At 35.3% G+C, this 12,642-nt stretch carries 11 protein-coding genes; 7 read left to right on the top strand and 4 right to left on the bottom strand.

Translation table 11 applies throughout. The features are described from left to right. Positions 1-451 precede the first annotated feature (451 nt). From C1724_RS16490 to C1724_RS16480, 3 genes are all read left to right on the top strand, one after another. Positions 452-1,186 (top strand): AzlC family ABC transporter permease, encoded by a 735-nt coding sequence (locus C1724_RS16490; RefSeq protein WP_102347792.1) that lies wholly within the window; start codon positions 452-454, stop codon positions 1,184-1,186. After that, positions 1,177-1,503, top strand: a complete 327-nt coding sequence (locus C1724_RS16485) for an AzlD domain-containing protein (RefSeq protein WP_102347791.1) — start codon at positions 1,177-1,179, stop codon at positions 1,501-1,503. Before C1724_RS16490 ends, C1724_RS16485 begins: the two co-directional genes overlap by 10 nt. A gap of 108 nt (positions 1,504-1,611) precedes the next feature. Next, a complete protein-coding gene (locus C1724_RS16480; RefSeq protein WP_102347790.1) occupies positions 1,612-2,280 on the top strand; it encodes a YczE/YyaS/YitT family protein in 669 nt (222 codons plus the stop codon). Between the two features lie 157 nt (positions 2,281-2,437). Here the strand turns inward: C1724_RS16480 and C1724_RS16475 are convergent, their stop codons facing one another. After that, the gene (locus C1724_RS16475; protein WP_102347789.1) at positions 2,438-2,920 is read right to left on the bottom strand and encodes a hypothetical protein; all 483 of its coding nucleotides are present in this window, start codon (positions 2,918-2,920) and stop codon (positions 2,438-2,440) included. Positions 2,921-3,224: 304 nt separating this feature from the next. Between C1724_RS16475 and C1724_RS16470 the strand changes: the two genes are divergently transcribed. The 3 genes from C1724_RS16470 (at position 3,225) to C1724_RS16460 (ending at position 6,605) form a co-directional block, all read left to right on the top strand. Further along, a complete protein-coding gene (locus tag C1724_RS16470; protein WP_102347788.1) occupies positions 3,225-4,322 on the top strand; it encodes a PRK06851 family protein in 1,098 nt (365 codons plus the stop codon). A gap of 350 nt (positions 4,323-4,672) precedes the next feature. Beyond that, entirely contained in the window at positions 4,673-5,503 is an 831-nt protein-coding gene (locus C1724_RS16465; protein ID WP_102347787.1) for an undecaprenyl-diphosphate phosphatase, read from the top strand. Positions 5,504-5,732: 229 nt separating this feature from the next. Further along, the gene (locus C1724_RS16460) at positions 5,733-6,605 is read left to right on the top strand and encodes a YitT family protein (RefSeq protein ID WP_102347786.1); all 873 of its coding nucleotides are present in this window, start codon (positions 5,733-5,735) and stop codon (positions 6,603-6,605) included. Between the two features lie 65 nt (positions 6,606-6,670). On the opposite strand, the gene C1724_RS16455 is transcribed toward C1724_RS16460, so the two are convergent. Beyond that, a complete protein-coding gene (locus C1724_RS16455; protein ID WP_180994303.1) occupies positions 6,671-7,057 on the bottom strand; it encodes a PilZ domain-containing protein in 387 nt (128 codons plus the stop codon). 282 nt (positions 7,058-7,339) lie between these two features. Next, on the bottom strand, positions 7,340-8,584 hold the full coding sequence (locus C1724_RS16450) for a sensor histidine kinase (protein WP_102347784.1): 1,245 nt from the start codon (positions 8,582-8,584) through the stop codon (positions 7,340-7,342). A 1,591-nt stretch (positions 8,585-10,175) separates the two neighbouring features. On the opposite strand from C1724_RS16450, the gene C1724_RS16445 reads away from it, so the two are divergent. Beyond that, positions 10,176-11,861, top strand: a complete 1,686-nt coding sequence (locus C1724_RS16445; protein WP_102347783.1) for a hypothetical protein — start codon at positions 10,176-10,178, stop codon at positions 11,859-11,861. Between the two features lie 55 nt (positions 11,862-11,916). Here the strand turns inward: C1724_RS16445 and C1724_RS16440 are convergent, their stop codons facing one another. Then, the gene (locus C1724_RS16440) at positions 11,917-12,567 is read right to left on the bottom strand and encodes a hypothetical protein (RefSeq protein ID WP_102347782.1); all 651 of its coding nucleotides are present in this window, start codon (positions 12,565-12,567) and stop codon (positions 11,917-11,919) included. Between the last annotated feature and the right edge of the window lie 75 nt (positions 12,568-12,642).

The raw sequence follows: 12,642 nt of genomic DNA, 5'->3' as shown, positions 1-12,642 counted from the left end.
ATATGAATTTCATTAAAAAAAGCTTGATTCTTTTCTCGAAAATTTAAAACACACATAAAAAGATTATACTTCAGTTAACGTACAGAGAAAAGAGTACTTTTAGAAAAGAATATAGTACCAATTTTCGTATATTGTATTTGTATTAGATTTATAGCAATAAAAAAAACAGGAGCATTACTGCTCAATAAAGGTGTTTATTTTAACAAGCCAAGGGATTATATGTCCGAAAAATATCGCATTGTCATAATGCCTTTAGAACTGTTTGCATCTATTACCAGTATTAAGCTTCTAGGAAACAATCAAACTCAAAAAGATTGATAATAGTGGTAGTGGTAATTATAATTACTACTATGACTTAAATAAGCGAAATTATAGTTATATAATTAATTGGGAAAGTTTGCTACGGAATGCATAAAGGGATTTTAATAAAGCTCTAAAAGGAGGGGATTATATGGGTCTCGTAAATGACCAGATAAACCCAGCGGTGAAACCTAAGAGTGAGGATACTTTTCTACAAGGTGTTAAAGACTGTATTCCAACGCTGTTAGGTTATTTAAGTATTGGATTTGCTGCGGGCGTTGTTGAAAAAACAGCAGGCCTAAGCATATTTGAAATTGTGCTATTAAGTTTCATTCTTTATGCGGGATCAGCTCAATTTATTGCAGCTGGTATGATTGCTGCAAATAGCTCTGCTACTGCTATTATTATAACAATTTTCTTTGTGAATCTTCGTCATATTTTACTAAGTGCAGCACTTTCACCGTATTTTAGGCATTTGTCTCCACTCAAAAATATGCTTGTTGGGACATTGCTAACTGATGAAACATTTGGTGTTGCGATCAATAAAGCCATGAAACAGAAATCAATTAATGAGAAGTGGATGCATGGCTTAAATATAACAGCTTATTTAAACTGGGTGTTTGCGAATGTAGCTGGCGCTTATTTTGGTCAATGGATTTCGGACCCGGAAAAATACGGCTTGGATTATGCACTACCTGCTATGTTTATCGGTCTACTTGTACTTGCAATGGTAAGCCGCCGTAAAATAAAACTGGATATTGTTGTCGCTATCATTGCAATTATTATAGCAGTTGGGATTAGTGCGATGTTTTCCGCCTCATTAGGTGTAATTATGGCAACAATTATTGCTTCAACTATTGGGATGGTGATTGAAAAATGGAAGTAAGATGGGATATATTTCTAATCATTTTAGGCACAGCTATTGTTACATTTATTCCGAGAGTGCTGCCACTTATGGTACTTAGTCGGTTTGAGTTACCAGAGTGGGGAACACGCTGGCTAAGTTTTATTCCGATTTCTGTTATGGCTGCGCTGGTTGGTCAGGAAATATTAATGGATGGAACTAATGTTTCACTATCCTTCCGCAATCTTGAGCTATTGGCAGCCATTCCTACTTTTTTAATAGCCATTAAAACACGCAGTTTATTGGCTACCGTATTAGCTGGCATTATTTCATTAATGGTTCTACGATTCTTCCTTTAATACTATCTTTGAATACGACATTACAGTAAAACATATACAAGTTTGATATAATTATATTAATACTTTATTTTTGGGGTTTGAAATTATTGGAAGAAAGTGAAGGATAGTATGAACCATCTAAATGTTACATTGAAACAATTTGCATTGTACGTGCTCGGCTTATTTATTTTAGCGCTTGGAGTTAGCTTTTCGATTGAGGCGGGGTTTGGTGTATCACCTGTATCATCACTAGCCGTTGCCATTACACTATCGACCGGCATCTCTGTAGGTGCTACTACAGTGTTTGCGAATGTTTTATTTATTCTAATTCAGGTCATTTTAAACAAACGGCTTGACTTAAAAGAATTTGCCGTGCAATTAATTATTGCTTTTTTATTTGGCTTTTTTATGGATGGAACCCTATTAATCTTGCAAATATTCCCTACACCTGAATCAATAGTTGTTCGCAGTATATATTTATTGCTTAGTTTATTAGTTGTGGCTCTCGGTTTACTAGGTTATATAACGGCAAAACTTCCGTTAATGCCTTATGATGCGTTAACATATGCTATAAGCGAGCGATTTCAGTTAAAGTTTAGTAAAGCGAAGATTATAAGTGATTTTATTAATGTATCTGTAGCTGGTATGGTATGTTTATTATCCATTCAATCATTAGGCTCAATCGGAATAGGTACATTGCTGGCAGCATATTTTATCGGGAAAATTCTTGGCTGGCTTATCGGTCATTATCAAAAAAACCTGCAACATTGGGTACAGGTGCGGGAAGGGGAAGTCTAATTATTTCTCTCAAAAAATCTGTGCTGTGTACTAGCTGGACTATACTTTTTTTAATTAAAGATTAGAGATATAAAACACTTGGATCCTATACATTCTTGAATCCGAGTGTTTTTTATATGGTTTTATTGCTGAAAAGTCTCACCGCACCTGATTTGAACTACGTAAAAAGTTTTCGGATGAATACTGATTTAGAATTTGCTTGATCTAAAAGGAGTTGGTAGCCATAAATGATAACTGCATAACCAATATAAGTTAAAAAAACATGAATTGACTTAAAGTTCACTAACTTGTATACATTTAATTTCTGGAAAATTTTATTAGCAGGATAAGCTAGAAAAAGGTTCATGGCAGCATTTGCTATGATATAACGTTTAAAACGACCAAACGTAAAATGGAATACCCATAATGAGCCGGCAAAGAATGGTCCAAAAATGAAAGATAAGTCAGTGGCTAATTTTCCTTTTAAGCCGCCTTTTACAACCCAAAAATGATAACGCAAGGATAAAGCGCTTAAAAATAATACAAGTAATGAAGTAAATAATGTTACAGGCAAAAATTTAGCAAATGATCTTCTTGGCAGAAGTAATAAAGAGGCCCAAGAAGTGATAACTAGCACTAACCGTATAATGATGGGTGTCATAAAATGGTCCCCCTTTTTTGGGTTTAGGTTTTATTTAACCTTTTATATTCAGGTAAATTTAGTAAACATTGCGAACGCAACTAGTATGTGTAATTAGAATGTTTATTAATCATATAAGAAATATAAAAAAATTTAATGATATAGACATTCACCTATTGACTGTTCAAACATAATTTATAGTGTCACCAATAAAGTTAGTTCAGTTGGTAAAATAGGTTCTTAGGCATGATTAAATATCGAGAAACCCAGATTATTCAGACTTGGTAGATCGATTATTACAAAATGCTATATGGGGAGTGTTTACATGTCCGGAAAAATTTTAAATTATTATGCTGGTGGTAATACAGCTCGAGGATTTCATAATTTATATGAATCTAATTTACAAGGATTAGATCGTCTTTTTATACTTAAAGGTGGACCGGGAACTGGTAAATCATCAATGATGAAAGATATCGGTGAAGAATGGTTAAACAAGGGGTATGATATCGAATTATTACATTGTTCATCTGATAACCATTCTATTGATGGTGTGATCATTAAAAAGCTGAACGTAGGAATTGTAGATGGAACGGCACCACATGTTATTGAGCCTAAAGCGCCAGGTGTGATTGACGAGTATGTCAATCTAGGAGTAGCTTGGGATTCAGCGAAATTGGTTCAACATAAAGATGAAATTTTAAAGCTAAACAGTAAGATAGCTGAAACATTTCAAAGTGCTTATGATACTTTTTGGCAAGCTCTTAAGGTGCATGATGAATGGGAAGAAATTTATATTAAGAACATGAATTTTGATGAAGCAAACGCTTTAACTGAAGAGTTAATTGCTAAACTTTTTGGTGAAATTAACTTAAATAAACAGCCTGATGTCCGTCGCAGATTCCTTGGCGCAGCAACTCCAGAAGGCGCGGTTGATTTTGTGCCTAATATCACTGAAGGTTTAGCGAAACGGTATTTTATCAAAGGCCGGCCTGGTTCTGGGAAGTCAACGATGTTAAAAAAGCTTGCTAAAAGTGCGGAAGATCGCGGGTTGGATGTAGAAATTTATCATTGTGGCTTTGATCCAAACAGCTTAGACATGGTTATTGTTCGTGAGTTAGGATTTGCAATCTTTGATAGTACAGCTCCGCATGAATATTTTCCTGAAAAAGAAAGCGACGAAATTATCGATATGTATGAAAGAGCGATCGTGCCAGGAACAGATGAAAAATATGCGGAAGAGATTAAAGAAATAAGTGGACGCTATCGAGAAAGAATGCAAGCGGCTCTTTCCCTTCTTTCAGACGCAAAACAGCTCCGTGATGAATTAGAATCTTATTATATTGAAGCAATGGATTTTTCAATCGTTGAGCAACTTAAAGCGGAGTTACGAGCAGAGATTGAGAGTATCGCTCAGAAACGATAATTTTCTTTTTATATATAAAAAGACATCTGGTGCATCTAGAAGCCAGGTGTTTTTTTAGTTCATAAAATCTTAAGGAATTGATGAACAGAATATTAAGATTTACATTTTATAATCTAATAGTGAGGAGGAGACAATAGGAATTTGTACACTTTAATTTGCATAGTATACTGCAAAGGGGACAGTAAACATAAATTATAAAGATGATAAATAAAAAGGCTAAGTTACAATTGTTTTGCAGATGGATTACATAGAGACTTTTTCATGTTTGTAGGCTATTATAAAATAGCTTAGTATATAGGTTGTTCTAGCATGTATGTTAATGGATAAAATTAGAATTAAGGGGATTAGGCATGGATATTATTACGATTTTAAAAGCAATTATTCTAGGATTAGTAGAGGGGTTAACTGAGTTTGCTCCCGTTTCATCAACTGGGCATATGATAATTGTAGATGATATGTGGTTGCAATCCGAACAATTTTTAACAAAATATGTAGCAAATACATTCAAAATTGTTATACAGCTTGGTTCTATCTTAGCAGTTGTAGTGGTCTTTAAAGATCGTTTTATTGATTTATTAGGATTAAAAAATCTCAATAAAAAAGCCGGGCCAAAGACAAAACGTTTGAAGTTATCCCAAGTAATTGTTGGTTTACTTCCAGCCGGAATATTAGGCGTTTTATTTGAAGATTATATCGATGAACACTTATTTTCGCTTACGACTGTTTTAATAGGACTAGTGGTTGGTGCAGTATTGATGTTAGTTGCTGACAGATTCAGCTCTAGGAATTCAATGGTGCAGACAGTGGATGAGATATCTTATAAGCAAGCTTTTCTTGTTGGGTGCATTCAATGCCTTTCACTTTGGCCAGGTTTTTCTAGATCAGGTTCGACAATATCCGGAGGGGTATTACTGGGAATGAGTCATCGAGCAGCTGCAGACTTCACATTTATTATGGCTGTTCCAATTATGGCTGGGGCTAGTGGTTTATCCTTATTAAAAAACTGGCAATATTTCACTGTAGATGCTATTCCTTTTTTTATTGCAGGCTTTATTAGCGCTTTTGTATTTGCACTAATATCTATTCGTTTCTTTTTAAAGCTTATAAATAGAATTAAGCTAACGCCATTTGCTATTTATCGCATTGTATTAGCGCTTGCGATTTATATCTTTTACTTTTAAGGAAAAGATATTGGATATGATGTTAAATAAAAAAGAAAAGACCAAATCATTTGATTTGGTCTTTTCTGAGTTTGTTATAATAGGATTATTTTTCTTTCTCAATCAATCAATAGTGTATTTCTCTTATTTTTGCTTAATAAAAGAGATATTAATATAATAATGGGGTAGTGGTAACGAATGAAAAGTAGTGAAGATAGAATGAAAAAAGTTTGAAACGAGGTATTTTAAAGTGAGCGTAATTAAAAAGCGAAAGTCCAATAAACTGAAATTGGTTTCACGAGCACTATTGATTATTATTGGCGGTTTTATAACTGCATACGGACTAGAATCAGTATTAATACCAAACGATGTGTCTGACGGTGGTGTAACAGGGCTGAGTATCGTTGGTTCACAACTAGTTGGATTGCCTTTAGGATTACTCATCGCAGTTCTTAACATCCCATTCATCTTTTTAGGATATAAACAAATTGGAAAAAGCTTTGCGGTTTATTCGGTAATAGGTATTGCTTCACTTGCTATCGGAACAATCCTTATGCACCACGTCACGACAATTATTCAAGGTGATACGTTGTTAGTAACGGTTGTTGGCGGTATTATCATTGGTTTTGGTATGGGGTTAGCGTTACGGAATGGAGGCGCACTGGATGGAATTGATATGTTAGCTGTACTTCTTTCAAGAAAATTACCATTTGGCACAAGTGATCTTATTTTATTTTTAAATTTATTTGTATTTATTTTTGTTTCCACCGTATTCGGTCTACAGGGAGCATTTCTTTCGGCAATCGCGTATTTCATCGCCTCAAAAGTTATTCATATAGTGGAGGAAGGTTTAAGTGGTTCTAAAACCTTTAAGATTATCACAACTCAACCAGAGCTAATGGTAGAAACAATACGTGACCGTTTAGGCCGCGGCGCAACTTATAAACTAGCTGAAGGCGGTTATTCAAATGAACAATTTAAAGAAATTACTTGTGTAATTAACCGCTTAGAAGAAAGCAAAATGAAAGAAATCATTCGCGAAATTGATGAGAATGCCTTTGTTATTGTATATGATGTAGCAGAAGTTAAAGGTGGTAACTTCAAAAAGCATAATATTCATTAGTTAATCCACCCATAAATACTTGGACCGTTGTGATGATAGTCATGATGAATAACAAAATTAAATGTTTAAGAAACTTCAATAAACTTCCGGGAATTTTTATTATTCAGTTCTCCAGTTAACGTGAGGATAGTTTTTATGTAACCAATTTGTGCTTTAGTTAATTTAACACCATAATGAAATTTCTTGCTTGTTACTTGTTTTCTCCAAACCACTTCTCCATAGAGATCATGTGTTTGACCTAGCAATTGCAGTTTAAATAATAATTTTATTCGTGAATCGATAGGGAATTTTAAGTTTGATGAAAACTGAAAACCGTTAACGGAAATATGATTAACTTTTATTAAACTTGTTTTATTAGGAACCTTTTTTTCTTGAAATTTATGTATACTCAAACTACCTTTTAATGGATTATTTAAAATTAGTCTCTTATTGGAACCACGTCTATTAATCAACTTTAAAACCTCCACCGAATGGATTAACTTCCAATATTTTTATTACATATTTCGAAATTTGAGGGAATTTTTTGGGGGATTTTTTTAAAAATATCAATTACTTCCTAGAATCCTAAGAGTATTAAATATTTAGAATAGGTCCGATCAGAGCTACTCTGCATTTTTAATTTGTATGGAAGAAAAGTGCCTTTTAAATTTTGAAGGTAACTCCTGGAAAGGAAATAGGGGTAAATGACATTGTAAAATACAAAGGTCATCTACCCCATAGATTGATTGTTATTATTAATTGTTAACCGGTATAGTTATTAAAAAAGTTGTTCCTTTCCCTTTTTCACTATTTACTTCTATTTTTCCTTTGAGCTTATTAATTGTGCTATAAACGACCATCATGCCAAGCCCTGTGCCTTCTTGTTTAGTAGAATAGTAAGGCTTTCCTATCCGCATTATTTCTTCTTTTGTCATTCCAATTCCTGTATCAGTTATTTTAATAATTATTTTATTTTTTTGTTGCGATACATTGATTGTAAGAGTACCGCCTTTGTCTTTCATAGACTCAATACCATTTTTATATAAGTTTATTAAAGTCTGCTGAATTTGATTTTTATCAAACCTTTTAGTAAGGGTATTATTAAAATTATACTGCAGATCCACTTGATGGATATTGGCATATGGAATCATGATATTATTTACATATTCTATTTCTTCTTTTAGGTTAGTACTGACCATATTTTCTGCTTGTGGCTTGGCTAGCGACAGAAAGTCACTTACAATTTTTTCGGCACGTTTTAATTCTTGTAATGAAAAATCAACATATCTTTTTTCATCATTAGTTATATTAGTTGAATTATTTAAAAGTTGTAGAAACCCTTTGGTAACAGTTAATGGATTTCTTATTTCATGTGAAATACTTGCAGCCAGTTCGCTTAGAACATTCAATCTTTCTGTATCGACGAGCTTTTCGCGAGTTTTCACATTATCGATAATTTTCTCTATTAATGACAGAATAACGATGATTCCAATAACATAAATGAAAAGCATACTAAAAGCATTCATCCAAAACGTTTTGGATACTGTCTCCAGTAGGGTGCTATAAATAAATAGATAAATAGTAAACGTTACAAAAGTGATACTTCCTGCAGTTAATATACGTTTTTGGGTGTCTAGATTTATAAACTTCTTACTAAATAAGGGCACTACACTAAAAATAAGTGTTGAAAATAAGAAGGATAGCAATACACCATCCCCACCAATATACAAACGATAAAGATTCAAAACGATAAATAAGGGGAAGGTAGCTTTGTATCCGCTAAAAAGCGAAACGATAATAAAGGGAATATAGCGTAAATCAAAAATAAATCCCAACTCTAGACGAATGGGGAAGGACATGCAAAGAATCATTGAAACTGCTGAGAATACGGTAATATGTATGCTATTGTGGTTGAAATGAAATTTGTTTTCAAAAAAGATAAGATAAGCTAAGGCTGGTATAAGTAAAAAAAGAAAATTTATTAATAATGTTTCAGTCAAGTTAGTTCTCCTTTCATATGGTGGATCTATGTAAAGAAGTTGATGCAAATAAAATATACTATAATGACAGCATATCCCCATATTACCAGATTCGTACAAATTTTGTAGTATTAATCATATCTTATAAATACATATTTTCACGATTGAACGGGTTAGATACTCTATTTGTGAATTAGTAGAGGTAGGAAGTGAAGGAGGAAAAGTTGCTGACTGAGTCAGTATAGGTGTGTGATTTTGACAGGTTGTGAGGTTTGCTGTTGTGGAGTCAGAAACGGGGCGTCATTCTGACAGGAAACGAAGAAAAGCGGTGGAACGAGTCAGAATCCGGGCCAGATTCTGACAGGAAACGAAGAAAAGCGGTGGAACGAGTCAGAATTCTAGCGTGATTCTGACAGGAAACGAAGAAAAGCGGTGGAACGAGTCAGAATTCAGGCTTGATTCTGACAGGAAACGAAGAAAAGGAGTGGAACGAGTCAGAATCCGGGCCAGATTCTGCCAAGAAACGAAGAAAAGGAGTGGAACGAGTCAGAATTCAGGCGTGATTCTGACAGGAAACCCAGAAAAGCGGTGAAACGAGTCAGAATCCGAGCGTGATTCTGACAGGAAACGAAGAAAAGGAGTGGAACGAGTCAGAATCCGAACGTGATTCTGACAGGAAACCCAGAAAAGCGGTGAAACGAGTCAGAATCCGAGCGTGATTCTGACAGGAAGCCCAGAAAAGCCGTCAAACGAGTCAGAAACCTACCGTGATTCTGACAGGAAGCCCAGAAAAGCGGTGGAACGAGTCAGAATCCGGGCCAGATTCTGCCAGGAAACGAAGAAAAGGAGTGGAACGAGTCAGAATTCAGGCGTGATTCTGACAGGAAACCCAGAAAAGCGGTGAAACGAGTCAGAATCCGAGCGTGATTCTGACAGGAAACGAAGAAAAGGAGTGGAACGAGTCAGAATTCGGGCCAGATTCTGACAGGAAACGAAGAAAAGGAGTGGAACGAGTCAGAATTCAGGCTTGATTCTGACAGGAAACGAAGAAAAGCGGTGGAACGAGTCAGAATTCAGGCTTGATTCTGACAGGAAACGAAGAAAAGGAGTGGAACGAGTCAGAATCCGAACGTGATTCTGACAGGAAACCCAGAAAAGCGGTGGAACGAGTCAGAATTCAGGCTTGATTCTGACAGGAAACGAAGAAAAGGAGTGGAACGAGTCAGAATCCGAGCGTGATTCTGACAGGAAGCCCAGAAAAGCCGTCAAACGAGTCAGAAACCTACCGTGATTCTGACAGGAAACCCAGAAAAGCGGTGGAACGAGTCAGAATTCAGGCTTGATTCTGACAGGAAACGAAGAAAAGGAGTGGAACGAGTCAGAATCCGAACGTGATTCTGACAGGAAACCCAGAAAAGCCATCAAACGAGTCAGAATCGGAGTAAATACCGTTAGCCGGGTCCTAGTTAATCTTGCAGGGAGAACCTCCTAGGACAACGTTCTCTTAGTTGCTTTTTTGGAAATAACTGCTTGAAACTAATGAACTAGAGGTAACGTATATATACTATAACAAAAACAAGTTCTGTCTATATCTTAAATAAGGGGAGATTTAATGGGTAATATATTACTATTTTCAGTCATCGTTGCACTAGCATCAGCATTGTTAATTTTTCCACTTACGAATAAGAGGGATGATAAGAGTAAGGAAAAATCAAAGGTAGGCCAAACTACGTTACTTGTTATTACAGTAGTGCTGCTATTATCAGTTGTGTTTGTATTTTATTATCTAACGAATCTCGATCGAAATATATCTTCAGTATGGCCATTATTAATTGTTATAACAGCAATTGGTGCATCGTTTGCAAGTGGTAAAGAGCGTTTTCTAAAGATTTGTTTGTTCGGAGCAAGTTTATTAGTAGGAGGCTTTTTCCTGGCTGCTCCAATGTTTAATGCAGATGAAAAATTCGAACTAGCAAAAATGCAAGAGGAAGTAGAAATTACAGCTTTTGATGAAACGAAAACACCTGCCAGTGTCCCTCCGCAATTTGCTCGAAATAAAATGAAAAAATCATTTGGTCAAGTTCCGAATACGAGTTATTACCAGTTAGGCAATCTACAAATACAAAAGGTCAATGGAGAATATGTGTACATTGCTCCAGTTGAATTTTCTGGGATTTTTAAATGGTTAAAAGGTAAAGAAACACCAGGTTACTTCACATTAAGCGCAACAGACTCTTCAGCAAATCCAATCTTTATCGAAAGTCAAATGGTCTACACACCTTCATCATATTTTAATAAAAGTGTGGAACGTCTTATCCGTATGGAATATCCGAAACATATATTTTACGGTGATGTCCAACTTGAGGTGGATGAAGAAGGTAAGCCATATTATATTCGTACGTATGGAGATTTTATCTCTGCTCGTAACGGTTTTACGCCAACCGGAATTATCATGGTTGACCCAACAAATGGTGTAACTGGAGATGTTCCATTAAGTGAAGTTCCGAATTTTATTGATGGTGCTGTTTCACCTGAAAGTGTGAGCTTGCATAACAGCTATTTCGGAAAGTATGTCCATGGTTTTTGGAATAGTGTGTTTGGGAAACAAGATGTCAAGCTGCCGTCGGATGAAGGAACAGAAGCCAATGTAAGTCCTGTGTTTGATGAAAATGGAGAAATGTATTATTTCACTGACTTCTCGAGCCCAAAAGAAGGGGTTGACTCTATGCTTGGTTACTCGTTAACGCATTCTAAAACAGGTGAAGCAACCTATTATACGGGGAATCTGGAAAACTCCTATATGGATTCACAAGGGGCTCTTGATATTATCGAAAAGAAATTTATTGAAAAGCAATGGAATGGTGAAATGCCTATTTTATATAATTTTTATGGAGAAGCAAGTTGGTTAACTCCGGTACTTGATCCTAATGGTTTCTTGCAAAATTACTTTATTGTATCTGCGGCAAATCCTGAGATATCAGCATATGCTGACACACCGAATGCTGCGTTGAAACAATATAAAACTGCTTTACAACGAAGTGGAAGTAGTGTCGATGGAGCGTCCCGTGCAGAGCAGAAACAAATCAGTGGAACGGTTGTAAGAGTTTACAAAGAACGTTCAGAGTCATTCACAATTGTTTCCTTTTTACTAGATAATGGGAAGAACTTTTTAGTTACATCAGAAATCAGCCCTTTAGCTATTTATTTAAGAGAAGGCGATGCAGTGAATGTAAGCTTTTTGGAAACAGGAGAGACCTTCTTGCCTGTTACAAAGTTAGAAATTAACGCTTTACAGTAAAAATGTAAAAAGGTAAAAGCCCATGTGAAAGTGACTTCACATGGGCTTTAATAGATTATTGTTGTTGTATATCTTCTTGGAGAAAGGTTTCTAGTTCTACAGTTTTTGGCCCATCCTCTTGATAAGCATAACCGAATATCTTGCCATTTCCATCATGATTTATTGTAATATCAAGGTCATTTAATAATTTTGTCAAATAATTTATTGCACGTTTCATCCGGTCACTTGGGGCCTTCCAATCTTTCATCATAGCTGTTTTGTACTCCCCGAAATCTGCTGGATTTGAGTTTTCTACACGTTTTTGCTGTTCATCTTTAATGATTCTAGTAAGATGTTGTAGGTTATTAAAGTCCTTACGAATAGAGACACCTTCAACCTCAACAAATTGCAGTCCTCTTTCCAGTTCCATGGCCGCAACATAATAATCATAATACACATCTTTATTTTCTTGGTTGTTCAAGTTCTTTGTAATATTTTGAAAGGCGTTATTTTTTTGAGCAATAAAATCTTTAGCGTTAGTTGTCATATCGTACTTTACTTCGCCTGAATTGGTAGTAATATCAATCCATGTATTTTCGCCATTCTCTACTTCTTTTTCTCCGCTTATCGATGATGATAGCTGTACTTTTGGTGCATCAGGCTGCCCACTTGAACTACAAGAAGACAGCGTTAATGTTACAGCTAAAATAAGTGATTTAAACCTCAAACTAAAAACTCCTTTAAATATTCTATCAGCAGTTTGTATCAATTTTGTAAAAATATACATGATTTGCTATTTAAC

Origin of the sequence: Bacillus sp. Marseille-P3661 (assembly GCF_900240995.1) — a bacterium.
Lineage (GTDB): Bacteria > Bacillota > Bacilli > Bacillales > Bacillaceae_J > OESV01.
The sequence above is the reverse complement of the archived record's forward strand: the minus strand, read 5'-3'. Positions and strand labels throughout refer to the sequence as shown.

Excerpts from the sequence above, each read along its gene's own strand:
- C1724_RS16490 (WP_102347792.1), top strand. The coding sequence starts at position 452 with ATGGGTCTCGTAAATGACCAGATAAACCCAGCGGTGAAACCTAAGAGT.
- C1724_RS16485 (WP_102347791.1), top strand. The coding sequence starts at position 1,177 with ATGGAAGTAAGATGGGATATATTTCTAATCATTTTAGGCACAGCTATT.
- C1724_RS16480 (WP_102347790.1), top strand. The coding sequence starts at position 1,612 with ATGAACCATCTAAATGTTACATTGAAACAATTTGCATTGTACGTGCTC.
- C1724_RS16475 (WP_102347789.1), bottom strand. The coding sequence starts at position 2,920 with ATGACACCCATCATTATACGGTTAGTGCTAGTTATCACTTCTTGGGCC.
- C1724_RS16470 (WP_102347788.1), top strand. The coding sequence starts at position 3,225 with ATGTCCGGAAAAATTTTAAATTATTATGCTGGTGGTAATACAGCTCGA.
- C1724_RS16465 (WP_102347787.1), top strand. The coding sequence starts at position 4,673 with ATGGATATTATTACGATTTTAAAAGCAATTATTCTAGGATTAGTAGAG.
- C1724_RS16445 (WP_102347783.1), top strand. The coding sequence starts at position 10,176 with ATGGGTAATATATTACTATTTTCAGTCATCGTTGCACTAGCATCAGCA.